This window comes from Actinoplanes sp. NPDC049681, from assembly GCF_044465265.1.
Taxonomy (GTDB): Bacteria; Actinomycetota; Actinomycetes; order Mycobacteriales; family Micromonosporaceae; genus Actinoplanes.
Window position 1 is genome coordinate 167,208 of record NZ_JBITLP010000006.1, and the last position, 22,430, is coordinate 189,637.

General features: G+C 72.5%; 23 protein-coding genes and 1 pseudogene. 9 read left to right on the plus strand and 15 right to left on the minus strand.

Annotated features, from left to right (window positions below):
- The first annotated feature begins 3 nt into the window (after nt 1–3).
- From ACIBO8_RS22635 to ACIBO8_RS22655, 5 genes and pseudogenes are all read left to right on the plus strand, one after another.
- Nucleotides 4–744: a dienelactone hydrolase family protein gene (locus ACIBO8_RS22635; protein ID WP_396117262.1), complete on the plus strand. Its 741-nt coding sequence runs from the start codon at nt 4–6 to the stop codon at nt 742–744.
- Entirely contained in the window at nt 741–1,157 is a 417-nt protein-coding gene (locus tag ACIBO8_RS22640; protein ID WP_396117263.1) for a carboxymuconolactone decarboxylase family protein, read from the plus strand. Before ACIBO8_RS22635 ends, ACIBO8_RS22640 begins: the two co-directional genes overlap by 4 nt.
- Nucleotides 1,158–1,367: 210 nt before the next feature.
- Entirely contained in the window at nt 1,368–2,363 is a 996-nt protein-coding gene (locus ACIBO8_RS22645; RefSeq protein ID WP_396117264.1) for a beta-ketoacyl-ACP synthase III, read from the plus strand.
- Nucleotides 2,342–2,740 (plus strand): annotated as a pseudogene (locus ACIBO8_RS22650) (MFS transporter); the annotation flags it as partial. The gene ACIBO8_RS22645 and the pseudogene ACIBO8_RS22650, both read left to right, overlap by 22 nt.
- A gap of 28 nt (nt 2,741–2,768) precedes the next feature.
- Nucleotides 2,769–3,038, plus strand: coding sequence for a hypothetical protein (locus ACIBO8_RS22655; RefSeq protein WP_396117764.1), 270 nt, complete (start codon nt 2,769–2,771; stop codon nt 3,036–3,038).
- Here ACIBO8_RS22655 and ACIBO8_RS22660 read toward each other — a convergent pair.
- From ACIBO8_RS22660 to ACIBO8_RS22690, 7 genes are all read right to left on the minus strand, one after another.
- Nucleotides 3,010–3,771: a hypothetical protein gene (locus tag ACIBO8_RS22660; RefSeq protein ID WP_396117265.1), complete on the minus strand. Its 762-nt coding sequence runs from the start codon at nt 3,769–3,771 to the stop codon at nt 3,010–3,012. The genes ACIBO8_RS22655 and ACIBO8_RS22660 overlap by 29 nt on opposite strands.
- A gap of 37 nt (nt 3,772–3,808) precedes the next feature.
- Entirely contained in the window at nt 3,809–4,666 is an 858-nt protein-coding gene (locus ACIBO8_RS22665) for a PspA/IM30 family protein (protein ID WP_396117266.1), read from the minus strand.
- A 282-nt stretch (nt 4,667–4,948) separates the two neighbouring features.
- On the minus strand, nt 4,949–5,461 hold the full coding sequence (locus tag ACIBO8_RS22670) for a helix-turn-helix domain-containing protein (protein ID WP_396117267.1): 513 nt from the start codon (nt 5,459–5,461) through the stop codon (nt 4,949–4,951).
- A gap of 170 nt (nt 5,462–5,631) precedes the next feature.
- Nucleotides 5,632–6,129, minus strand: coding sequence for a CinA family protein (locus ACIBO8_RS22675; protein ID WP_396117730.1), 498 nt, complete (start codon nt 6,127–6,129; stop codon nt 5,632–5,634).
- 32 nt (nt 6,130–6,161) lie between these two features.
- Nucleotides 6,162–6,752: a CDP-diacylglycerol--glycerol-3-phosphate 3-phosphatidyltransferase gene (pgsA, locus tag ACIBO8_RS22680; protein ID WP_396117268.1), complete on the minus strand. Its 591-nt coding sequence runs from the start codon at nt 6,750–6,752 to the stop codon at nt 6,162–6,164.
- Nucleotides 6,749–8,218: a 30S ribosomal protein S12 methylthiotransferase RimO gene (gene rimO, locus ACIBO8_RS22685; RefSeq protein ID WP_396117269.1), complete on the minus strand. Its 1,470-nt coding sequence runs from the start codon at nt 8,216–8,218 to the stop codon at nt 6,749–6,751. Before rimO ends, pgsA begins: the two co-directional genes overlap by 4 nt.
- 26 nt (nt 8,219–8,244) lie before the next feature.
- Nucleotides 8,245–10,803 (minus strand): DNA translocase FtsK, encoded by a 2,559-nt coding sequence (locus ACIBO8_RS22690; protein WP_396117270.1) that lies wholly within the window; start codon nt 10,801–10,803, stop codon nt 8,245–8,247.
- Nucleotides 10,804–10,890: 87 nt separating this feature from the next.
- Between ACIBO8_RS22690 and ACIBO8_RS22695 the strand changes: the two genes are divergently transcribed.
- Complete coding sequence (locus ACIBO8_RS22695) at nt 10,891–11,307, plus strand: YbjN domain-containing protein (RefSeq protein WP_396117271.1); 417 nt, start codon at nt 10,891–10,893, stop codon at nt 11,305–11,307.
- On the opposite strand, the gene ACIBO8_RS22700 is transcribed toward ACIBO8_RS22695, so the two are convergent.
- The 6 genes from ACIBO8_RS22700 to ACIBO8_RS22725 all read right to left on the minus strand — a co-directional run bounded on the left by ACIBO8_RS22700 (nt 11,236) and on the right by ACIBO8_RS22725 (nt 17,678).
- The gene (locus tag ACIBO8_RS22700; RefSeq protein WP_396117272.1) at nt 11,236–11,640 is read right to left on the minus strand and encodes a DUF2784 domain-containing protein; all 405 of its coding nucleotides are present in this window, start codon (nt 11,638–11,640) and stop codon (nt 11,236–11,238) included. The two genes, ACIBO8_RS22695 and ACIBO8_RS22700, sit on opposite strands and share 72 nt — an antisense overlap.
- 77 nt (nt 11,641–11,717) lie before the next feature.
- Nucleotides 11,718–13,058: a S1 family peptidase gene (locus ACIBO8_RS22705; RefSeq protein WP_396117273.1), complete on the minus strand. Its 1,341-nt coding sequence runs from the start codon at nt 13,056–13,058 to the stop codon at nt 11,718–11,720.
- A gap of 86 nt (nt 13,059–13,144) precedes the next feature.
- Entirely contained in the window at nt 13,145–14,833 is a 1,689-nt protein-coding gene (locus tag ACIBO8_RS22710) for a ribonuclease J (protein WP_396117274.1), read from the minus strand.
- A 16-nt stretch (nt 14,834–14,849) separates the two neighbouring features.
- The gene (dapA, locus tag ACIBO8_RS22715; RefSeq protein WP_396117275.1) at nt 14,850–15,746 is read right to left on the minus strand and encodes a 4-hydroxy-tetrahydrodipicolinate synthase; all 897 of its coding nucleotides are present in this window, start codon (nt 15,744–15,746) and stop codon (nt 14,850–14,852) included.
- Nucleotides 15,747–15,790: 44 nt separating this feature from the next.
- Nucleotides 15,791–16,339 carry a DUF2752 domain-containing protein gene (locus ACIBO8_RS22720; protein WP_396117276.1) on the minus strand — a complete coding sequence of 183 codons (549 nt, stop codon included), beginning with the start codon at nt 16,337–16,339 and terminating at the stop codon, nt 15,791–15,793.
- Between the two features lie 118 nt (nt 16,340–16,457).
- Nucleotides 16,458–17,678 carry a winged helix-turn-helix domain-containing protein gene (locus ACIBO8_RS22725; RefSeq protein ID WP_396117277.1) on the minus strand — a complete coding sequence of 407 codons (1,221 nt, stop codon included), beginning with the start codon at nt 17,676–17,678 and terminating at the stop codon, nt 16,458–16,460.
- Between the two features lie 18 nt (nt 17,679–17,696).
- Between ACIBO8_RS22725 and ACIBO8_RS22730 the strand changes: the two genes are divergently transcribed.
- Genes ACIBO8_RS22730 through ACIBO8_RS22740 form a run of 3 tightly spaced genes read left to right on the plus strand, consistent with a single transcriptional unit; the run spans nt 17,697 to nt 20,743 of the window.
- A complete protein-coding gene (locus ACIBO8_RS22730) occupies nt 17,697–18,194 on the plus strand; it encodes a GNAT family N-acetyltransferase (protein WP_396117278.1) in 498 nt (165 codons plus the stop codon).
- A gap of 10 nt (nt 18,195–18,204) precedes the next feature.
- Nucleotides 18,205–18,768, plus strand: a complete 564-nt coding sequence (locus ACIBO8_RS22735) for a GNAT family N-acetyltransferase (protein WP_396117279.1) — start codon at nt 18,205–18,207, stop codon at nt 18,766–18,768.
- A gap of 4 nt (nt 18,769–18,772) precedes the next feature.
- Entirely contained in the window at nt 18,773–20,743 is a 1,971-nt protein-coding gene (locus ACIBO8_RS22740) for a glycogen debranching N-terminal domain-containing protein (protein ID WP_396117280.1), read from the plus strand.
- Here ACIBO8_RS22740 and dapB read toward each other — a convergent pair.
- Nucleotides 20,729–21,490 carry a 4-hydroxy-tetrahydrodipicolinate reductase gene (gene dapB, locus ACIBO8_RS22745; RefSeq protein ID WP_396117281.1) on the minus strand — a complete coding sequence of 254 codons (762 nt, stop codon included), beginning with the start codon at nt 21,488–21,490 and terminating at the stop codon, nt 20,729–20,731. The genes ACIBO8_RS22740 and dapB overlap by 15 nt on opposite strands.
- Nucleotides 21,487–22,419, minus strand: coding sequence for a phosphatase PAP2 family protein (locus ACIBO8_RS22750; protein WP_396117731.1), 933 nt, complete (start codon nt 22,417–22,419; stop codon nt 21,487–21,489). Before ACIBO8_RS22750 ends, dapB begins: the two co-directional genes overlap by 4 nt.
- Nucleotides 22,420–22,430: the final 11 nt, after the last annotated feature.

Consider the following 22,430-nt stretch of genomic DNA (forward strand, 5'->3'; position numbering starts at 1 on the left):
TCCATGTGTCACAGCACCGAGAGCAGGCCGCCGGCCGCGCCGGTCACCGGCAGCGTCAAGGAGGCCGGTCCGCTCACGCTGACCTCCGCGGACGATACGCGATTCGGCGCGTTCCAGGCGCTGCCCGGCGAGCCCAACGGCCGCAACGTGGTGATCCTGCCCGATGTCCGCGGCGTGCACGCGTACTACCAGGATCTCGCGCGGCGCTTCGCCGAGGCGGGCTTCGGCGCCGTCGTGGTCGACTACTACGGGCGTACCGCGGGGGTCGGCGAGCGCAACGACGACTTCGACTGGCAGCCGCTGCTCCCGCAGGTTCAGGCCGACGAGGTGGCCGCGGACGTACGCGCGGCGGCCGAGCACGTGACGGCGGCCAACCCGGGCGCGACGTTCTCCGTCGGCTTCTGCTTCGGCGGCGGCCAGTCGTGGCGGCTCGCCGCGGGCGACCTGCCGCTCGCGGGCTCGATCGGCTTCTACGGCAACCCGGCGCACGTCGAGGACGTCGTCGAGAAGGTGTCGTCGCCGGTGCTGATGCTCATCGCGGGCGACGACGTGGCGACCCCGCAGGAGAAGTTCCACGAGCTGGACGCCAAGCTCAAGGCGGCGGGCGCCACCCACGAGATGTACGTCTACGACAACGCCCCGCACTCCTTCTTCGACCGCTCCTTCGGCGAGTGGCGGGAGGCGTGTGACGACGCGTGGCGCCGCATTCTGGCCTTCACCAGCACGCACAGCGCCACGTCATGAGCGCGTGGGGTGAAGGCGAGCGCTACGACCGGGGCGCCGCCCGGATCGCCGAGATCGACGGCGACGCGCCGCAGCGCCGGCAGGAGGGGTACCGGGTGCTCGCGGAGGTCGCACCGGACCTGCCCCGGTTCGCGATCGAGTTCGCGTACGGCGACATCCATTCCCGCCCGGGCCTCGACGCCGCCCGGCGGGAGCTGGTCATCATCGGCGTGCTGATCGCGCTCGGTGACACCGAACGGCAGCTCACCTCGCATCTCGTCAGCGGCCTGAACATGGGGCTGAAGCCGCAAGAGGTCGTCGAGGCAGTGCTGCAGGCCCTTCCGTATGCCGGTTTTCCCCGCACCATCAACGCCATGAGCGTGGTGCGGCGGGTGCTCGAGGAACGCGGGGAGTTGCCGCTCCCCCCGTGCTGAGCGCCTGTTTCCCGGTCCCGGTCACCGCCGCCCCCGCGGTGACCGGGACCGGCGCGCCCGCCATTGCGGGGAACCGGCACCGATTCGGGCGTAGCGGGCCGTCTTCGGCTTCGAGACGGTCACCGACGTCGACAAGGCGATCGCCCTGGCCCAGGACGAGTACAAGGCCGTCGACATGACCATCGAGTCCGACCGGGCTTGGGCCACGAAGTGAGGCACGCCGTCCTCGCGGGGCTCGGTGCGGCCGTACCGGAGCAGCGCATCATCAACGCGATGCTGGCTGAGCGGATGGACACCAGCGACGAGTGGATTCGCAGCCGCACGGGAATCGCCGAGCGGCGACGGGTCGGCCCGGAGGAGTCCACCAGCGACCTGGCCGTGGCCGCGGGTCGCCGGGCGCTCGACTCGGCCGGCGGCGAACCGGTCGACGCCGTCGTGGTCGCGACCACCACCCCGGACCACACCTGCCCGGCCACCGCACCCACGGTGGCCAGCCGGCTCGGGCTCGGCACGGTGCCCGCGTTCGACGTGGCCGCGGTCTGCTCCGGCTTCATCTACGGGTTGTTCACCGCGGCGGGGCTGATCGCCCAGGGCGGCGCCCGCCGGGTGCTCGTCATCGGGGCGGAGGCCTTCAGCACGATCATCAATCCGGACGACCGCACCACGGCGCCGATCTTCGGGGACGGCGCCGGCGCGGTCGTGCTGCGGGCCGGCGACGAGAGGGAGCCCGGCGTCCTGCGCGAGTTCGCCCTGGGCAGCGACGGCAGCCTCGCCGACCTGATCATCGTGCCGGCCGGCGGGGCCCGCCAGCGCTCGTCCGGCAAGCCGGCGGCGCCCGACGACCACTACTTCCAGATGCAGGGCAAGAGGGTGTTCATGCACGCCGTCCTGCGGATGGAGGAGTCGTCGCGGGAGGTGCTGCGGCGTACGGGCTGGGACACTTCCAGTGTGGACCTGCTGGTGGGCCACCAGGCCAACGTCCGCATCCTGCACGCGGTCGCCGAACGGCTGGGCATTCCCGCCGGGCGCGCCTTCGTCAGCCTCGGCCACTACGGCAACACATCGGCCGCCTCGATCCCGCTGGCGCTCGACGAGGCGGCGTCCACCGGCGCGCTCAAGGCCGGCGACCGGGTGCTGCTGACCGCCTTCGGCGGCGCCGTCACCTGGGGCTCGGTCGCCCTGCAATGGCCCGACCTGGCCGCCTGATCGACACCGCCACACCACCACATCGCATCTGTGCCCGCCTGCGATACCCGGAGCTGCTCCGGTCCACCGCCGCGCTGCGCCGCGAGGAACCCCTGCTGCGGCTGCGTTGTGCGTACGGGTTCCTGTCCTTCGCGGGCTTCTCCGCCCTGTGGGCCTCGCTGGCGTTCCTGCTCGCCGGCGCGCCGTACCACTACGGCGAGGCGGCGATCGGGCTGGTGGGTCTGGCCGGTGCCGCGGGCGCGCTCGCGGCGCCGCTGGCCGGACGGCTCATCGACCGCGGCCACGAACGCCGGGCGACCGGGCTGCTGATGGTGTGCATCCTCGGCGGCTGGGGTCTCGCCGCGATCGCGGGTGGTCGCGTGGCGGCCACCTTGCTGCTCGGGATCATCCTGCTGGACCCTCGGCGTGCAGGGGCTGCAGACGACCAACCTGAGCGTGATCTACACCTTGCGGCCGGCGGCTCGCAACCGAGTGACCACCGCCTACACCGTCACGTACTTCCTGGGCGGCTTCGCCGGGGCCGCCGTGTCCGGCGTGGCCTACGACCGGGCCGGCTGGCCCGGGGTGTGCGTGGCGGGAGCCGTGTTCGCCGTGCTGGCGTTGCCGCTGCGCGTCGCGGCAGCGATCAAGGAGGGCAGGACCAGGCTCAGGCGGCCGGCGTCGGCGGGCGCTTGAGCTCGGAGAGGCCCTCGGCCAGGCCGCGCAGCCGGTCCGTCGCGTCGGTGAGGCTGCCGAGGGCCGGGTGCTGGCCGGTCACCGGGTGCCCGTCCTCGGCGACATAGCTCGCCGCCGCCGCGACCAGCCGCTCGTACGCGGACACTCCCTCGGTGAACTGCGTCGCCAGGCTCTCGTGGGACTCCTCCAGGACGGCGCGGCGGTCCGGCGGGGTCAGCGGGAGGGCCCGCTCGACGCTGGCCACCCGCTGCCCGAGGTCGCGGAGCCACTGCTCGGCGACGGCCGCCTCCAGGACCGCGCCCTCGCCGGGGCCCGTCAGCCTGCCGGCGAGCCCGGCGAGGGTGGTCGAGGCGCGGTCCAGCCGATCCCAGGCCTGCGCAACGGCGGAGCCGCGGACGGCGTAGCGGTTGCGCTGGCGGCGTACCTCCTGGACGACCTGGCGGCCGGCGGGGAACCGCTCGACCGCCGCCATCAGGCGCTGACCCGGCAGGGCCGGCGGAGGGGCCGGCGGGGGCGGGATCGCGGCGAGCTGCCGGTGGTCGCTCCACCGCCACCAGGCGAGCGCCACCGAGGCCCCGGCGGAGGCGGCCCAGGCGGCGTCGGCGATCCCGATTCCCGCGTACGGGGTGAGCACAGCGGTGGCCGCGGTCAGCCCACCTCCGATGACGCTCCACCGCCGCGCCGAGCCGCGCAGGCGCTTGAGCCGCCGGAAGTATCTGGTCCTGTCGTCCACCGTCCGCTCCCCTTCCGCTCCGGGCCGCTCGGCCCGATCAGCCCGCGGCGGTGGTGTCCCCGCGCTTGCTGTTCATGCTGGCCCGGATCTCGTCGAGGCGGGCGACACCGGCCGGGTCCGCCGCCGGGGCGGCCTGCTCGACCGCCGGCTGGGCCGGGGTGCCGCCGAGCTTCTCGCCGGCCATGCTGGCCCGGATCTGCTCCAGGCGGGACGAGCCGGCCAGGTCGAGGCTCGACTTCTGCACCTCGAGCATGCGGCCCTCGACCGAGTTGGAGGCGAGCTCCGCGCGGCCCATCGCGTTCGCGTACCGCTGCTCGATCTTGTCGCGGACCTCGTCCAGGGACGGGGTGTTGCCGGGCGCCGCCAGCGAGGACATGGACTCGAGCGACTTGGCGACCGTCTCCTGCATCTTGGCCTGCTCGAGCTGGCTGAGCAGGCGGGAGCGCTCGGCGATGCGCTGCTGGAGCACCATCGCGTTGTTCTCGACCGCCTTGCGGGCCTGCCCGGCGGCGGCCAGCGCCTGGTCGTGCAGGGTCTTCAGGTCCTCCATCGACTGCTCGCCCGACACCAGCTGGGTGGCGAGCGTCTGGGCGGTCGACTCGTACTTCTGGGCCTCGGCCTCGTCGCCCGCGGCGCGGGCGCGGTCGGCCAGGACCAGCGCCTGCCGGGCCATGCCCTGGAGCTTCTCGACCTCGGACATCTGCCGCGACAGCTTCATCTCGAGCTGACGCTGGTTGCCGATCACCGCCGCGGCCTGCTGCACGAGCGCCTGGTGCTGCCGCTGGGCATCCTCGATGGCCTGCTGGATCTGCACCTTCGGGTCGGCGTACTCGTCGATCTTCGCGCCGAAGAGCGCCATCACGTAACGCCAGCCCTTGACGAACGGGTTCGCCATATCCGCGGTATCCCCTCAATGTCGCTGCATCGGACGCGCCACCGACGCTTGGCCCGAGGGGTCTTCACGATGGCGCGGGCTCCATCGTGTCAGCTCCACGCCACCGGCGTCACGTGACCTCGGGGGGATCTCAGGGTGTTACCCGAGGACCCCCCCACCACGAGGCTACGCGCCGATCCGCGTTCCGGCGACGCCCCGGTGCAGGCCCGGTAAGGCGGCACCGGGAGCGGGCACACGAAGCCGGCCCCACCCCCGCCCCCGAGGGAAAGGCCGGCGCGAAACTCAGGCGGCGTAGATCACATCGCGCTCGCGCTTGCGACGCGTGCGCAGGGTGGCCTTGAGCGGCGTGTCCTGGCGGACCGAGACGGACACGGTGCCGTCGGTGGTCACCTGGCGGACCGGCGCCGCCTCCTTGGCCTGCTGGGCGGCCTTCGCTCCGGCAGCCGCGGCGCTCATCGCGGCCGAGGCGGCCTTGACCGGGGCTTCCGGCGCCGCGGCGGCGCCCGAGCCGGTCGACTGGGTCGGCGCGGTCCCCACGGGGACCAGCACACCCTCCATGCCCTCGGCGAGCGCGAGCGTGTCGCTCACCTCGCCGAGCACCTCGGACAGGCGTGCGCCCAGCGCCTCACAGATGGCGGCGAGCAGCTCGCTCGACGCCTCCTTCTGGCCACGTTCGATCTCGGAGAGATATCCCAGGCTGACGTTGGCGGCGGTCGACACCTCACGCAGCGTGCGGTGCTGTCCCTGCCGACGCGCCCGAAGTGCGTCACCGATAACCCGGCGTAGCAGGACCATGGCACCTCCTCCTGCGGCGGGGCCGCCGGCAGCCGCCGGAGGCTTCCCGCAACCGTACCCGCTGCGGGCCACGCCGACATCCCGCCCCGCCGAATTCCGGGACGGCCGGGAAGCGCCGGGTGTCCGCGGTGCTGCCGCGTCCATCGATACGCAGGATGCGGCGCGAAGGCTCAATCAGCCGGTCCCTCGCCGGATTCGCGCAGCTCATCGACGAGGAGGGAGAGGGCCGAGACCATCGTCTCGTGCCGGACGTCGGCCCTCGACCCGCTGAGCTTGAGCTCCTGGACGGTCGTGCGCCCGGGACCGGCCACGGCGACGAAAACCATCCCCACGGGTTTGCCGTCCTGCGGCTCCGGGCCGGCGACGCCGGTGGTGGCGAGGCCCCAGTCGGCCCCGCAGCGGGCGCGGGCGCCCTCGGCCAGGGCCTTGGCGACGTCCGCGTCGACCGGGCCCCGGTCGGCCAGCAGATCCTCGGGTACGCCGGCGAGCGAGTGCTTGAGGTCTGTCGCATACACGACCAGGCCGCCACGGAAGACGGAGCTGACGCCGGGAATCTCCACCACAGTGGCGGCCAGCAGCCCGCCGGTCAGCGACTCCGCCACCGCGAGGGTCTGCCGGCGTTCGACGAGTGCGTGCACGGCGGCTGCCGCGGCTACCCCGGTGTCCATGCCTGTCATATGCCCACATTCCACGCGAGTAGTCAGTCTCGCGCCTTCCGGCGGATGCGCACCGCCTGCAGGACGTAGTCCACGCCGGTGACGACGGTGACGATCAGCGCCGCCACCATGAGCCCGGTGCCGATCACGTCGAACGGCGCGGGCACGGGCCAGAGGAACCACGCGATCGCCGCGATCTGCAGAGCGGTCTTCAGCTTGCCGCCCCGGCTGGCCGGGATGATGCCGTAGCGGATCACCCAGAACCGCAGCGCGGTGACCCCCCACTCGCGGATCAAGATCAACCCCGTCACCCACCAGGACAGTTTCCCGTACGCCGAGAGCAGCACCAGCGCGCTGCCGGTCAGGGCCTTGTCGGCGATGGGATCCGCCACCTTGCCGAACGAGGTGACGAGCTCGTAGCGCCGGGCGATCCAGCCGTCCGCGAAATCGGTCGCGGAGGCGACGCAGAAGGTCAGGCAGGCCGCGATGCGCCAGGCCGACTCCGCCATGCCGGAGACGACGACCATCACCACGAAGACCGGGACGAGCACGATGCGGGCGGCCGTCAGCAGGTTGGCCGGGTTGTGCAGCGGGACCTGCCGGGTGGCGGCGACCGGCACCGGCTCGTCGGTCATGGCTGTGCGGTCCGGGCGACAGGTGCTGCCGAGATCATCTCGATCGGTACGGCGACCAGGTCGACGCCCTCCGTCGCGGTCACCCGGGCCCGCACGAGGTCGCCGGGGCGCAGCACCGCCAGGTCGACCTGCCCGTCGCCGGCCACCAGGGTGGTGGAGCCGTCGACCTCGGGCGCCTGGTGCTCGGCGCGGCCCTCGACCTCTCCCGCGTCCACCGCGTCGACCATGACCTCGACCAGGGAGCCGAGCCGGTCCTCGGCGCGCTGGGCGCAGAGCTCGTCGGCCAGGTCGCTGATCCGGGCGTACCGGCGCTTGATCGTGTCCTCGCGCACCTTGCCGGACAGGCCCGCGGCCTCGGTGCCGTCCTCGTCGCTGTAGTCGAAGACGCCGATGGCGTCGAGACGCGCCTCGGTCAGGAACCGGACCAGCTCCTCGACGTCCTGCTTCGTCTCGCCGGGGAAGCCGACGATGAAGTTGCTGCGCGCGCCGGCCTCGGGGGCGAGGGCCCGCGCCGAGGCCAGCAGGTCGAGGAAGCGGTCGGTGGAACCGAATCGGCGCATCCGGCGCAGCACCGGCTCGCTGGAGTGCTGGAACGACAGGTCGTAGTACGCGGCGACGCCCGGCGTGGTGGCGATGACCTCGACCAGGCCCGGCCGCGTCTCGGCGGGCTGCAGGTAGCTGGCGCGCACCCGCACGATCCCGTCGACGGCGGCAAGCTGCGGCAGGAGCTTCTCGAGGGCCCGCGGGTCGCCGAGATCCTTGCCGTACGAGGTGCTGTTCTCGCTGACCAGCACCAGCTCCCGCACCCCGGTCTTGGCCAGCCACTCCGCCTCGGCGAGCAGCTCCTGCGGGTCCCGGGAGACGAACGCGCCCCGGAAGGCCGGGATCGCGCAGAACGAGCAGCGGCGGTCGCAGCCGCTGGCGAGCTTCAGGCTGGCGACCGGCCCGGTGTCGAGCCGGCGGCGCAGCACCGTACGCAGGTGGGCGGGGGTGTGCTCGTCGACGGTGGCGTGCCCCGGGACGACGACCTTGGCCGCCTGGCGGTGCACCGGGGTCAGCGGCAGCAGCTCCCGCCGGTCGCGCGGGGTGTGCGAGTCGAACCGCTCCCCCGCCAGCACGCCGTCGAGCCGTGCGGCGATGTCGGTGTAGTCGTCGAAGCCCAGCACGGCCTGCGCCTCGGGGAGGCTGTCGGCCAGCTCACGCCCGTACCGTTCGGCCATGCAGCCGGCGGCGACCACCTTGGCGCCGGTGTCCGCGGCCGCGAGCAGCGTCTCGATCGAGTCCTGCTTCGCCTTCTCGACGAAGCCGCAGGTGTTGACGACCACCACGTCGGCGCCCTCGGCGTCGGTGCTCACCTGCCATCCGCCCGCATCGAGGCGCGCGGCGAGCTCCTCGGAGTCGACCTCGTTACGGGCACAACCGAGGGTGAGCAGAGCGACGCGGCGCGCAGGGGGAGTCACGGACACCCGACAAGGTTACCGGCAGTCCCCGCTCAGTCGTCGAGGCGGAGGGTAGCGAGGGTTGCTTCCAGTTCGTCCGGTTTGACGAGCACCTCGCGGGCCTTGGAGCCCTCCGACGGGCCGACGATGCCGCGGGTCTCCATGAGGTCCATCAGGCGGCCCGCCTTGGCGAACCCGACCCGCAGCTTGCGCTGGAGCATCGACGTGGAGCCGAACTGCGAGGTCACCACCAGCTCGATGGCCTGGAGCAGGACGTCCAGGTCCTCGCCGATCTCCTCGTCGATCTCCTTCTTCTTGTTCGCCACCGGCGTGGTGACGTCCTCGCGGAACTCCGGCTCGCGCTGGTCCTTGCAGAACTTGACGACCTGGGCGATCTCCTTCTCGTCCACCCAGGCGCCCTGGATGCGGATCGGCTTGGAGGCGCCCATCGGCAGGAACAGCCCGTCGCCGCGACCCAGCAGCTTCTCGGCGCCGGGCTGGTCGAGGATGACCCGGGAATCGGCCAGCGAGCTGGTGGCGAACGCCAGGCGGGACGGGACGTTGGCCTTGATCAGGCCGGTCACCACGTCGACGGAGGGCCGCTGGGTGGCCAGCACCAAATGGATGCCGGCCGCGCGGGCGAGCTGGGTGATGCGGACGACCGAGTCCTCCACGTCGCGCGGCGCGACCATCATCAGGTCGGCGAGCTCGTCGACGATGACCAGCAGATACGGGTACGGCTTCATGACCCGCTCGCTGCCCGGCGGCGCCGTGATCTCGCCGTTGCGCACCTTGCGGTTGAAGTCGTCGATGTGGCGTACGCCGTTGGCCGCGAGGTCGTCGTAGCGCATGTCCATCTCGCGGACCACCCATTCGAGGGCGTCGGCGGCCTTCTTGGGGTTGGTGACGATCGGCGTGACGAGGTGCGGGATGCCCTCGTACGCGGTCATCTCCACCCGCTTGGGGTCGACCAGCAGCAGGCGTACCTCGTCCGGGGTGGCCCGGGTCAGGATCGACACGAGCAGCGAGTTGAGGCACGACGACTTACCGGCACCGGTGGCGCCCGCGATCAGGATGTGCGGCATCTTGGCGAGGTTGGCGACGACGAAGCCGCCCTCGATGTCCTTGCCGAGCGCGACCAGCATCGGGTGGTGGTCGGCCGTCGCCGCGCGCGAGCGCAGGACGTCGCCGAGCGAGACGTTCTCCGGGTCGGTGTTCGGGATCTCCACGCCGACCGCGCTCTTGCCCGGGATCGGCGACAGGATGCGCACGTCGGGCGACTTCACCGCGTACGCGATGTTGCGCGACAGCTGGGTGATCCGCTCGACCTTGACGCCCGGGCCGACCTCGACCTCGTAGCGGGTCACCGTCGGGCCCCGGGTGAAGCCGGTGACCTGCGCGTCGATGTTGAACTGGTCGAAGACGCCGGTCAGCGCCGCCATGATCTCGTCGTTGGCGCGGCTGCGGGACTTGGGCGGCGTGCCCTTGCCCAGCAGGTTCGGCGGCGGCAGGCGGTAGTCGCCCGGCACCGAGTTGATGTCGAGCTGCTCGGCGCGGGTCGGCAGCGGCGAGTGCTCCGGCGGCTCCGGGGACTTCCGGCTGGCCGGCAGCTTGGCGCCGCGCGGCAGGGCGACCGTGTCGTGCAGGATCTCGTCCTCGGCCGGGCCCTCCTCGCCTTCGCCGGGGGCCAGGCCGATGTCCGCGAGCGAGCCCTGGCGACGGCGGGCCGGCCGGCGGCGCTTGGGTTCCTCCTCCGCGCCGTCCTCGTCCTCGTCGCCGAGATCGGGCAGGTCGGGGCCGGGCAGCGGCGCGCGGGCGGTCGACCGGCCCAGCAGCACGTCGGTCAGGAGCAGCAGCCGCTCGGGGATCTTGTTGATCGGCGTCGCGGTGATGACCAGCAGGCCGAAGACGAACAACAAGATGAGCAACGGTACGGCGACCCAGGCGGTGACCGCGCGCTCCAGCAGCGAGCCGACGCCGTACCCGAGCAGGCCGCCGGCGCCGGCGAGCTGGTCCTCGGCGGGGTGCCGGCTGATGTGCAGCAGGCTCGCCGTGGCGATGATCAGGGCGCTCCAGCCCACCACCGACCGGCCCCGGTGCTCGGGGTCAGCCGGCTTGCGCATGAAGCGGACGGCGCCGTACAGGAGAAGCAGCGGGAGCAGGACGCCCAGGCCGCCGAGGAAGAGCCGGACGGCATCGGCGAGCCACGTGCCGACCGGGCCGGCGGAGCCCGCCCAGACCGCGACGCCGACCAGGATCGCCAGGCCGAGCATCAGCAGCCCGGCACCGTCGCGGCGGTGCTCGGGATCGATCTCCTTGGCGGTGGCCGCCTGCCGGCCGACGCCGCGGGCGACCCAGCCGACGCTGTGCGCCACCCCCATCCAGAGGGCGCCGATGCCGCGGCCGACACCCCCGGCGACGGCCGAGCCGACGCTGGGACGCGCCCGCGTGGCACTGCGCGCCCTGGCGCGCGCCGGAGTGGACTTGCGAGCAGGGGCGGCAGCGGCGGCCTTGCGGGCTGGCTGGCGCGCCGGTTGCCGGGCACGCGCCGACGCGGAACCGCCCTTGGACGCGGCACGGCCCCGGCTCGCCGGAGGAGTACGGCCCGCCATGTCCCTTACCGTAACGGTGCGGCGCCCGCGAGCCCGCGCGCCGCACCGTGACCAGGATTCGCTTTTTCCCCGATTAGGATGATCACCATGTCCGCGCCCCTGCAGCCGCTCAGCCACGACATGATCGTCTCGGCGCTCTCCGCCCGCGAATTCGCGCACTTCGTCGACGAGGACGGCGACGTCGGCGGCAACTGGCAGGGCTGCCTGATCTACTTCTTCCGGCTCGGCAAGAACCACGAGATCTTCCAGGTCCGCGCGCTCACCCATTCCGCGTTCAGCACCGACGACGTGCCCCAGCTCTACGCGTTCTGCAACGCCTGGAACCACGACCGGCTCTGGCCCAAGGCGTACGTGCACACCGGCGACGACGGGGTGGTGCACGTGGTGGGCGAGGTGGGCGCCGACTTCGAACACGGCGTCACGCCCGAGCAGCTAGACCAGGTGATGGTCTGCGGCATCGCCACCGGCATCGAGCTGGCGGAGGCGGTGGCGGCGCTGAAGTAGCGCGAAGCCGATCCACGAGGTCAGGACCAGCACGGCCACCACGATCTGGGCGACCCATTCGTAGCCGTGCGGATAGAAGATGCCCGCGGCGTGGTTGTCCAGGAAGCCGCCCTCCAGCGCCGGCTTGCCCAGGCCTTCCCGGCCCCGGTCCTCGAGCCAGGTGAGCGGGCAGTAGAGCTTGGCGACGACGATCACCAGCAGCCAGAGCGCGGCGACGACCTGCAGCCAGATGAGCCGCGGCCAGCGCCAGGCCAGGAAACCGCCGAAGATGCCGAACGCCAGGAACGCGAAGTGCGCTCCGACGGCGGCCGCTATCAGCAGCGAGTAGCCCACCTGTACCACGGTATAGACAGAGCGCTGCCCGCGTAGGACGGAGGATGACCTACGCGGGCAGCACGTCTTGGGGAATTTCAGTTGCCGAGAAGCTGTCCCAGCCCGCGGTGCTTGTGGCCGCGGCCGCGGCCCTGGCCGTTCCCGTTGTTGCCCGGGGGCTGGGTCGCCTCGGCTGGCGGCTGCGTCGCGTCCGCCGGCGGGGCCGCCGCGCCGCCACCGTTGTCGCCGGCACCGGCGCCGCCGCCACCCGTGGTGAGCAGCGTCAGGTTGTTGCGCTCGAGGATCTCGTTGACCGGCTGGAAGAAGGTCTCGCCGCCCTGCTTGCAGTCGCCCGAGCCACCCGAGGTGACGCCCTGGGCCTGGTCACCCGAGAGCCACGGCCCGCCCGAGTCGCCACCCTCGGCGCAGACATCGGTACGGGTGAGGCCGGTGACCGTACCCTCCGGGTAGTTGACCGTCTGGTTCTTCGCCAGGATCGTCCCGCAGAAGGTGCCGGTGGTGGAGCCGGACCGGCAGACCGCCGCGCCGACCGGCGACTCGGTCGAACCGCCGACCGGCAGCGCGTTGCCGTCGAAGTCGTCGACGAACGGCTGCAGCTGCACGTCGGCGTTCGTCTGGACGAAGCCCATGTCGGCGTTGCCCGGGAAGACCGACGCCGCCACCTCGCCCTGCGGCTGGTTGTCGGCGTCGGTGGTCGGGGTGCCCGCCCCGCCGCAGTGACCGGCGGTGATGAAGCCGCCCTCGACCGCGAAGCCGATCGAGCAGCGGGCCTGGGCGTTGCCGAGGTTGATGAAGTACGGCTCGGCGCCGATCACGTCCGCCAGCGGCCGCGGCGCCGACTTCACCGTCACCACGCGGAACGCCGAGTCCGGCAGGCCCGCGTCGTCGGCGAGGTTCCGGGCGCGGGCGGCGTCGCCGGGCAGCGCCTGCAGCACGACCTGGTTCGAGGCCACGTCCACGTACCAGCCGGGCAGGTCGCGGTCGGCCTTCGTGGCGGCCGCGTCCAGCGCCTGCTTCGCCCGGTCCAGCTGGGCCACGCTGCGCTGCACCAGCTTGGGCTGGGCGCCGGCGGCGCGGACCTCGTCGGCCAGGGCGGCGTCGGTGATCGCGATGTTCAGCGTGGTGCCGTCCTTGCCCAGCCACGAGCCGCCGTACGAGTCACCCGAGGCACTGCGGAGCTTGGCGCTGACGCCGCTGGCCCACTTCGCCCGCTGCACGCGGGCGGTGGCCTCGTCGGCGCTGAGGCCGAGGTCGCGCTTCATCGCGGCGAGCAGCTGCGGGGCCACCCCGGCGGCCGGCTGCTGGGCGGCGGAGCGCCGGGACGGGGTGGTGCCCGCCATCGACGGCAGGGTGAAGGCCACCGCCGCGCCCGCCGCCGTCACCGTCGCCGCGATCGCGACGACCGTTCTGCGCTGCATTCGGTACTCCCCTCGCATCGCGGTGCCGTGGGGGCGGCACCGTGCCCATCGATACGAAGGCGAGCCCGGAACAGTTCAAAAAAAGGTCAAACCTCGACCACGGTGGGGACGATCATGGGCCGCCGGCGGTACGCGTCGTTGACCCAGCGGCCCACCGTACGGCGCACCACCTGCTGCAACTGGTGGGTGTCGGTGATGCCCTCCTCCGCCGAGCGGTGCAGCGCGGCGGTGAGCAGCGGGATCACCGGGCTGAACGCCTCGGGGTCCTCGGAGAAGCCCTTGGCCATGACGCTGGGCTCGCCGACGACCTTGCCGGTGACCGAGTCGATGACCACGGTCGCCGAGATGAAGCCGCCGTCGCCGAGGATGCGCCGCTCCGTCAGCAGGGACTCGCTCACGTCGCCGACCGCGAGGCCGTCCACGTACACGTAGCGGTTCTTGACCCGCCCGACGTGCCGGGCGTGCCCCTCCACCAGGTCCACCACGTCGCCGTCCTCGCAGAGCACCACCCGGTCGGGCGCGACGCCCGACTCGATGCCCAGCTGGGCGTGGGCGCGCAGGTGCCGCCACTCGCCGTGCACGGGCATCAGGTTGCTCGGGCGTACGACGTTGAGCAGGTAGAGCAGCTCCCCGGCCGGGGCGTGCCCGGAGACGTGCACCTTGGCGGTGTCCTTGTGCACCACCGTGGCACCGGCCCGCGCCAGCTGGTTGATGACCCGGTAGACCGACGTCTCGTTGCCCGGCACCAGCGAGCTCGCCAGCACCACGGTGTCGCCGGGGGCGATCGTGATGTGCCGGTGGTCGCCGGTCGACATCCGGCCGAGCGCGCTCATCGGCTCGCCCTGCGACCCGGTCGACATGAACACGATCTCGTCCGGTGGGAGGTTCGTCGCCTCGTCCAGGCTGACCAGCAGGCCGTCCGGGATCCGCAGCAGGCCGAGGTCGCGGGCGATGCCCATGTTGCGAACCATCGAGCGGCCGATCAGGGCCACCTTGCGCTCGTACTCGTACGCGGCGTCCATGACCTGCTGCACGCGGTGCACGTGGGAGGCGAAGCTCGCCACGATGACCCGGCCGCTCGCCTTGCCGAAGATGGCGTTGAGCACCGGGCCGATGTCGCGCTCCGGTGTGACGAACCCGGGGATCTCCGCGTTGGTGGAGTCCGACAGCAGCAGGTCCACGCCCTCGGCACCGAGGCGGGCGAACCCGGCCAGGTCGGTGATGCGCCCGTCGAGCGGCACCTGGTCCATCTTGAAGTCGCCGGTGTGCAGCACCAGGCCGGCCGGCGTACGCACGGCGACGGCCAGCGCGTCCGGGATGGAGTGGTTGACCGCGAAGAACTCGCACTCGAACGGGCCGAGCCGCTCGGTGCCGCCCTCCCGCACGGTCAGCGTGTACGGGTCCAGCCGCCGCTCCGCCAGCTTCGCCTCGGCGAGCGCGAGCGTGAACTCCGAGCCCACCAGCGGGATGTCCGGCTTGAGCGCGAGCAGGTAGGGCACGGCGCCGATGTGGTCCTCGTGCCCGTGGGTGAGGACGATCGCCTGCACGTCGTCGAGCCGGTCCCGGATCGGGTCGAAGTCCGGCAGGATCAGGTCGACGCCCGGCTGCTCCACGTCGGGGAACAGCACGCCGCAGTCGACGATCAGCAGCTTCCCGTCGTACTCGTAGACCGTCATGTTGCGGCCGATGGCGCCGAGTCCACCGAGCGGTATGACCCGGAGGGCGCCCTCGGGAAGCGGCGGAGGCGGATCCAGCTCGACGTGCGCTTGGCTCATGTGTTTCTTTCCGTTGTCAGAGGTCCACGCCGGCCGCTTGGGCGTCCTGGCGCAGCTGGTTCAGTTCCGCTTCGGTGGCGTCCACCAGCGGCGATCGCACCGGCCCGGCCGGGAGGCCCAGGGCGCGCAGGCCGGCCTTCACGAGAATCGTGCCCTGGGTGCGGAAGATGCCGGTGAACAACGGCAGCAGCTGCCGGTGCAGGGCGAGGGCGCCGGCGACGTCGCCGCGCTCGTACGCCTCGATCATCTCCTTGGTCCGCGCCCCGATGAAGTGCGTCGAGGTGCCGACCACCCCGACCGCGCCGACCGACAGCAACGGCAGGATGGCGGCGTCCTCGCCGGAGTAGTACGCCAGGTCGGTACGCCGCAGCACGTCGGAGCTCGCCGCGATGTCACCCTTCGCGTCCTTGACCCCGACGATGTTCGGGTGCTCGGCGAGGCGCACCAGCGTCTCGGTGGCGATCGGCACGCCGGAGCGGTGCGGGATGTCGTAGAGCAGCACGGGCAGCCCGGTCGCGTCGGCCACGGCCGTGAAGTGCCGGACCAGCCCCGCCTGCGGCGGCTTGTTGTAATACGGCGTCACGACCAGCAGACCGTGCGCGCCGGCCTTCTCCGCGGAGCGAGCCAGCTCGATCGTGTGCGCGGTGTTGTTGGTGCCCACCCCGGCGATGACCCGGGCCCGGTCCCCGACCGCCTCGGCGACGACCCGGACGAGGGTCTCCTTCTCGGCGTCGGTGGTGGTGGGCGACTCCCCGCCGGTGCCGCTGATGACGAGCGCGTCGTGACGCTGCTCGTCGACCAGGTGGGTGGCGAGTGCGGCGGCCCCGTCGGCGTCGAGCGAGCCGTCCGTGGCGAACGGGGTCACCATGGCCGTGATCAGCCGGCCGAAGGGCCGGGCGGGGTCGTGCGTCATACCGAACAACTTATCGGACGCCGCCCGGCGCCGCCGTGGGGCAGTCAGACGGCGAACGCGGTGAAGGGCGCCCAGGGAAGGTTTCGGAGCACGCTGAAGACACCCCAGACGGCGATGAACGCCCCGATAACACCGGGGGACAGGACGAGCTGCGGGATCCGCCAGCCGAAGAGGCGCTTCCCCGCCCAGGCCACGTACATGTAGAGCAGGAAGGGCACCGCGAACACGAAGAGCGCGTGGTGCCGAGCCGCCGCTGGAAGGTCGCCGTGCAGCAGGAACCACGCGGCGCGGGTGCCGCCGCATCCCGGGCAGGTGAAGCCGGTCGTGTACTTGAGCAGGCAGCTGGGCGCCGCGCCGGCGTTCGCCTCGGTGGGGTGCGTGGCCAGGGTGTAGCCGACCGCGCCGGCCATGCAGACGAGCATCGCCGTGGGCGCCGCCCAGAGCGGCGAGTTGCGCCATGTGCGCTGGATGAAGCGGGTGACCCGGTCCTGCTGAGGCTCCTGGTGGTACGGCGGCGGGTATCCGTCCCACGCCGGCACCTGGTGCGGCAGAGCCGGGTGTGACACCTCCGGCTGCGAAGTCGCACTGCTCATGGCCGCCACGGTACACCGGCCACCACACCACCCGGCGCCCCGAGAACGGCCGAAACCGTTCGCCATGCGGGCACGGCGGTGCCGGACGGCGAGCTCACCGGATGTCGCTGGCCCTCGGCTAGGAGCCCGCCTTGAGGGCCGACGTCAGCGGTCCCGCGAAATCGCCTCTCTCGGGCGCCGCGATCGCGCTCAGGCCCAGCCAGGCGGCCAGCCGCCGCAGCTCCGCCGCCAACGCCTCCGCGGTCTCGTCCTGGTCGGCGGCCGGTTCGAGCCACGCCGCCGGGATCTGCAGGACGCCCGCCTTGCGGTCGGCCTTGAGGTCGAGCCGGGCCGCGAACCGGTCGCCCAGCAGGAACGGCAGGACGTAGTAGCCGTACAGCCGCTGGGCGGCCGGGACGTAGATCTCGATGCGGTAGTTCATGTCGAAGAGCCGCTCGGTGCGCCCCCGTTCCCAGATCAGCGGGTCGAACGGGCTGACCAGCGTCGCCGCGCGCACCCAGCGCGGGAGACGGGCCTCGTGGTGCAGGTAGGCGGGGTTCTTCCAGCCCTTGACCGTCACGGGCACCAGGACCTTGTCCTCCGCCAGCTCGGCCAGCGCCTGCTTGAAGCCCGCCACCGGCAGCCGGAAATAGTCCCGCAGCTCGGGCTCGGCCGCCACGCCCAGCGCCCGGGCCGACATCTCCACCAGCGCGCGGAACGCGTCCTGCGGCGCCGGCGTGGGCGTCTCGAGGACGTGCCGGGGCAGGACCCGCTCGGTGAGGTCGTAGCGGCGGGCGAACGAGGTCGTGCGCTCGGCCGCGGTGACCTGGCCGGTGTAGAAGAGCCATTCGAGGGCCTGCTTGACCGCCGACCAGTTCCAGCCCCAATGGTCCTTGGTGCGGGGCACGTCGTGCTCGATCTGGGCGGCGGTGATCGGGCCGCGGTCGCGGACCTCGCTCAGCACGCGCTCGACCAGCTCAGGCTGCTGGGTGGCGATGCGGACCATGCCGCCCCACGCATACTCCCGCGCGCGCTCCATCCGCCAGCGGAACAGCGGCTGCAGGTCGGTGGTGATCAGCGAGGCCTCGTGGCCCCAGAACTCGAAGAGCTCGCGAGGGGCACGGTAGGCGGCCCGCTCCAGCAGCCCCGGATCGTACGGCCCCAGCCGGCTGTAGAGCGGCATGTAGTGCGCCCGCTGGAGCACGTTGACGGAGTCCATCTGGATCAGGTGCATGCGGCGCAGCACCCGGCGCAGGTGGCGCCGATCGGTGGCGCCGCCGGGTGCGGGGTCGGCGAACCCCTGCGCGGCCAGCGCGATCCTGCGGGCCTGCGCGACGGAGATAGATTCAGGAACGGCCATCGATCGCGACGCTAACGGATGGGTACGACAAAAATGCTCGAGATCCGTCCGCAGACCGACGCCGACATCGAGGAAGCCGCCGCCCTGCACCTGCGCACCTGGCAGATCGCGTACGCCGGCATCGTCCCGGCCGACTACCTCGCCGCCCTGAGGCACGAGGAGTTCGTGGCCCGTCGCAGGTCCGGCACGACGCTGCTGGCAGTGGACGACGGCGCCGTCGTCGGACTCGCGGGCTTCGGACCCGATCCTGAGGACGGGGCGCACGGCCAGCTCTACGCCCTCTACGTGGCCCCCGAACGGTGGAACACCGGTGCCGGGCGCGCGCTGCTCGAGGCCGCGGAGAAGGAGCTGGCGGGCGCGTACCCGGACATGCGCCTCTGGGTTCTGGAGGAGAACCACCGGGCCCGGCGGTTCTACGAGCGTGCGGGTCTGCGCACCGACGGCGCGCGGGAGCTGTGGCGGCCGCACGGCACGAGCGTGGATCTGCCCGAAGTCCGGTACGCCAAGCCTCTGTAGGCTGCCTCGCATGGCACTCGGCTTCGTCCGTCCGGCCCGTCCCGAGGACGCCGGTGAGATCGCGCGCATCCAGCTGTCGACGTGGCGTACGGCGTACCGGCGGATGTTCCCGGCGCACGTGCTCGCCAACCTGGACGAGGCATACCTGGCCCGCGGGTGGACCGAGGCGATCGAGTCCGCGCCCTCGCCACGGCACCGGGTGCTGATAGCCGTCGAGCAGAGCGAGTCGGCGCAGACGGTGGTCGGGTTCGCGGCCGCCGGCCCGGCCGACGAGCAGGCGCTGGCGCCCGAGGAGCCGCCGCTGGCCGACGGCGTCGCGGCGATCACCGATCTGCTGGTCGAGCCGCGCTGGGGCCGGCGGGGGCACGGCAGCCGGCTGCTGGCGGCGACCGTCGACCTGTGGCGCGAGGACGGCTTCACCGCCGCGGTGGCGTGGGCGTACGACGCCGACGACGTGATGAAGAAGTTCCTGACGTCGACCGGCTGGGAGCCCGACGGCGCCACCCGCGCCCTGGACGTGGACGACATGCTGGTCAACCAGCTCCGGCTGCACGTCGGGCTCGAGCAGGCCTGAGCCGATGCAGCCGCTGCTGCACGACCTCGTCGTCGCCGTCGCCGCGCCGACCTCGGTGCTCTGCGGCGCCGACGGACAGATCCGGGCGACCGGGGTGCAGGGCATGTTCCACGCCGATGCGCGCGTGCTGTCCGAGGCGGTGCTGCGGCTCGACGGCGAGGAACCCGAGCCGATCGGTGACGCTCCGGCCTCGGCGGGGACCATCCACTTCGTCGCTTTCGCGCGCCGGCCCGGCGGTCCGACGGTGCGGATCCGGCGGACGCGGGTCGTCTCCCCCGCGCGGATGGACGAGCGCATCACGCTCGAGGCGTCCGAGTCGGTGACCACCACCGTGACCCTCGACCTGGCCAGTGATCTCGCCCCGATGGCCCTGGTGCGCTCGGGCGGCACCGGCACGCCGCTCGCTCCGCATCCGGGCCCGGGCTCGCTGCGCTGGTCCCGCGAGGGCATCACCGTCACGGCCGGCCACGACGGCGCCGGGCCGGGCAGCCGGCTGAGCTGGGCGGTCACGCTCGAGCCGGGTGCGCCCCACGAGCTGACCTTCACGGTACGGGTGAACGACCCGTCCGCCGTGATCTCCCCACCGGTGCGCGACCACGACTGGAACCCGGCGCGCGTGACCTCGGGCGACCGACGGCTGGCCCGCCTCGTCGCCCGCTCCCTCGAGGACCTGCGCGGATTGCGGCTGGCCGACGGCGACGACACGTACCTGGGCGCCGGGGTGCCGTGGTACCTGACGCTCTTCGGGCGCGACAGCATCTGGGCCGCCCGCATGCTGCTGCCGCTCGGCACCGGCCTCGCGTTCGGCACGCTGCGGGTGCTGGCCCGCCGTCAGGGCACCCGGCTCGACCCGGTCTCCGGCGAGGCACCCGGCAAGATCATGCACGAGCTGCGGCGGGAGGATCTGCACCTGCCCGGCTCGGGCCTGGCGCTGCCCGCGGCGTACTACGGGACGATCGACGCCACGCCGCTCTGGATCAGCCTGCTGCACGACGCGTGGCGCTGGGGCCTGCCCGGCGATCGGGTCGCCGAGCTGCTGCCGCACCTCGACGCCGCGCTGGGGTGGCTCGCCGGACAGGGCGGCGGCTTCCTCGAATACGAGGACGTCAGCGGCCGTGGCCTGGTCCATCAGGGCTGGAAGGACTCCGGCGACGCGGTGCGGTTCCGCGACGGACGCCTGGCCCAGCCGCCGATCGCGCTGGCCGAGGTGCAGGGCTACGCCTGCCGGGCTGCCCTCGACGCGGCCGCGCTGCTGGACGCGTTCGGCCGGCCGGACGGCGACCGGTGGCGGGAGTACGCCGCCGCGCTCGCCATCGGGTTCCGGGACCGGTTCTGGGTGCCCGGCGGCTACCCGGCCCTCGCCCTGGACCGCGGCGGGCGGCCGGTGGACTCCCTGACCAGCAACATCGGGCATCTGCTCGGCACCGGGCTGCTCACTCGCGACGAGGAGCGGTCGGTGGTGGCGGCGCTCTCCTCGGACGCCATGTCCGGGAGCTACGGGCTCCGGACCATGTCCACCGACGACCGCGGCTTCGCGCCGCTGTCGTACCACTGCGGCTCGGTCTGGGCGCACGACACCGCGATCGTCGCCGCAGGGATGGCCCGCGCCGGGTTCGGCGCGGAGGCGGCGGCCTTGATCGACGGGCTGCTGACCGCCGCCGAGGCGTTCGACTACCGGCTGCCCGAGCTGCATTCCGGGGATTCGCGGGCGCTGCTGAGCCGGCCGATGCCGTACCCGGCGGCCTGCCGCCCGCAGGCCTGGTCCGCGGCGGCGTCCGTACTCATGCTTCAAGCCGTGCTGGGTCTGGAACCCGACGTTCCCGGCGGCCGGGTACGACTCGACCCGCTGCCAGGCCTGCCGTTCGGCGAGCTGGCGGCGACCGGGCTGGCGATCGGCGGAACGCCGGTGGACGTCACGGTCGGCGCGACCGGCGCGACGATCAGCGGGCTGCCGGCCGGGTTATCCGTCGAGTAGCGCGTCGAGGCCGATGGTGAGGCCCGGGCGGTTCCGGATCCGGCGCACCGCGAGCAGGACGCCGGGCATGAACGAGACCCGGTCCAGGCTGTCGTGACGGATGGTCAGCGTCTCTCCCGGCGTACCGAAGAGGACCTCCTGGTGGGCGACCAGGCCGGCCGCTCGCACCGCGTGGACCCGCACGCCGTCGATCTCCGTGCCGCGGGCGCCGGCCATCTCCTCTTTGGTGGCGTCGGGCATCGGCCCGAGGCCCGCCTCGGCGCGGGCGGCACCGATCAGCCGGGCGGTGTGGGTCGCCGTGCCGCTGGGGGCGTCGAGCTTGCGCGGGTGGTGCTGCTCGATGATCTCGACCGACTCGAAGTAGCGGGCCGCGCGGGCGGCGAACTGCATCATCAGCACCGCGCCGATGCCGAAGTTGGGCGCGATCAGCACACTCGCGCCGGGCTTCGCGGACAGCCAGGTGCGGACCTGTTCGAAACGCTCCTCGGTGAATCCGCTCGTGCCGACGACCACGTCGATGCCCTGCTCGACGGCCCACCGCAGGTTGTCCATCACCACGTCGGGGGTGGTGAAGTCGACGAGCACCTGGGCGCCGGCGTCGGCGGCCTCGGTCAGCCGGCCACCCTGTACGAGCTTCGCCACGAGTTCGAGGTCGTCGGCGGCGTCCACCGCCTTGCACACCTCGAGACCCATGCGGCCATGGGCGCCGAGGACGCCCACCCGGATCCGTTCACGCTCGTCAGTCACGCGGACAATTTACTGCCGGCCGGCGCAAGGGCGCCCTCCGGCCCCGGCTCCGCATCCGGGTCCGTCGGATGCCGGTTGCGCCACCACCGCTCGGCGGCCCCGACCAGCAGGAAGACCATTCCCACGTACGTCCAGCCGACCAGCACGTCGATGACGTAGTGCTCACCCGAGTAGACCAGCGTGAAGGTCATCGCCAGCGGGTACGCGAGCAGCAGCGGCCACCAGCGCCGCGCCACCATCGGCAGGAAGAACGCGACGGCCATCAGCGCGTACGCGGTGTGCAACGACGGCATAGCGGCGACCGGGTTGGACGCCTCGACCTGCAGTGCGTTGAGGGTGTTGCCGGCGCTGTGCAGACCGATCGCGCTCCACCCGTTGGTGGAGATCCGCTCGACGTGCTCCGGGAGCCGGCCGTGCAGCGACGCCCACCACGGCGGCGCGGCGGGGTAGAGGAAATACGTGATCAGACCGGCGACGCTCAGCGTGAACCAGCGGCGCATGAACCGCGCCCACTGCTCCCGCCGCCGCAGCCACAGGATCACGCCGATGGTCGGTACGGCCAGGAAGTGCGAGACGTAGACGAGGGAGACGACGACCTCCCACCACTGCACCACGTCCGGCCGGTAGAGGTGCTGCTGGAGCCAGATGGTCGGGACGTGCCCGCCGAAGAGGGTCCGGTCGGCATGGATCAGCTCGGTGACGTGCGGTGCGAACAGGTCGTCGGCGTACCCGCGGGAGACGTTGTAGACGACCAGCAGCAGCGAGATCGGCAGCCAGTCGCGCAGGAACAGCAGGTGCTGCTTCCAGGGCAGGTCGCTGCGCCAGGCGATGGTGGCGAGCCAGAGCCAGCCGAAGGCGATCAGCGGGTCGCTGGTCGGCACGCCGATGAAGTACGTGCCGACCGCGAACAGCGCCGCCCACACGAGCATGCCGATGATGC

Excerpts from the sequence above, each read along its gene's own strand:
- ACIBO8_RS22730 (WP_396117278.1), top strand. The coding sequence starts at position 17,697 with ATGGGTACGACAAAAATGCTCGAGATCCGTCCGCAGACCGACGCCGAC.
- ACIBO8_RS22640 (WP_396117263.1), top strand. The coding sequence starts at position 741 with ATGAGCGCGTGGGGTGAAGGCGAGCGCTACGACCGGGGCGCCGCCCGG.
- ACIBO8_RS22735 (WP_396117279.1), top strand. The coding sequence starts at position 18,205 with ATGGCACTCGGCTTCGTCCGTCCGGCCCGTCCCGAGGACGCCGGTGAG.
- ACIBO8_RS22725 (WP_396117277.1), bottom strand. The coding sequence starts at position 17,678 with ATGGCCGTTCCTGAATCTATCTCCGTCGCGCAGGCCCGCAGGATCGCG.
- ACIBO8_RS22710 (WP_396117274.1), bottom strand. The coding sequence starts at position 14,833 with ATGAGCCAAGCGCACGTCGAGCTGGATCCGCCTCCGCCGCTTCCCGAG.
- dapA (WP_396117275.1), bottom strand. The coding sequence starts at position 15,746 with ATGACGCACGACCCCGCCCGGCCCTTCGGCCGGCTGATCACGGCCATG.
- ACIBO8_RS22675 (WP_396117730.1), bottom strand. The coding sequence starts at position 6,129 with ATGGACACCGGGGTAGCCGCGGCAGCCGCCGTGCACGCACTCGTCGAA.
- ACIBO8_RS22690 (WP_396117270.1), bottom strand. The coding sequence starts at position 10,803 with ATGGCGGGCCGTACTCCTCCGGCGAGCCGGGGCCGTGCCGCGTCCAAG.
- ACIBO8_RS22665 (WP_396117266.1), bottom strand. The coding sequence starts at position 4,666 with ATGGCGAACCCGTTCGTCAAGGGCTGGCGTTACGTGATGGCGCTCTTC.
- ACIBO8_RS22695 (WP_396117271.1), top strand. The coding sequence starts at position 10,891 with ATGTCCGCGCCCCTGCAGCCGCTCAGCCACGACATGATCGTCTCGGCG.
- ACIBO8_RS22635 (WP_396117262.1), top strand. The coding sequence starts at position 4 with ATGTGTCACAGCACCGAGAGCAGGCCGCCGGCCGCGCCGGTCACCGGC.
- ACIBO8_RS22720 (WP_396117276.1), bottom strand. The coding sequence starts at position 16,339 with ATGAGCAGTGCGACTTCGCAGCCGGAGGTGTCACACCCGGCTCTGCCG.
- pgsA (WP_396117268.1), bottom strand. The coding sequence starts at position 6,752 with ATGACCGACGAGCCGGTGCCGGTCGCCGCCACCCGGCAGGTCCCGCTG.
- ACIBO8_RS22670 (WP_396117267.1), bottom strand. The coding sequence starts at position 5,461 with ATGGTCCTGCTACGCCGGGTTATCGGTGACGCACTTCGGGCGCGTCGG.
- ACIBO8_RS22740 (WP_396117280.1), top strand. The coding sequence starts at position 18,773 with ATGCAGCCGCTGCTGCACGACCTCGTCGTCGCCGTCGCCGCGCCGACC.
- ACIBO8_RS22705 (WP_396117273.1), bottom strand. The coding sequence starts at position 13,058 with ATGCAGCGCAGAACGGTCGTCGCGATCGCGGCGACGGTGACGGCGGCG.
- ACIBO8_RS22750 (WP_396117731.1), bottom strand. The coding sequence starts at position 22,419 with ATGCTCGTGTGGGCGGCGCTGTTCGCGGTCGGCACGTACTTCATCGGC.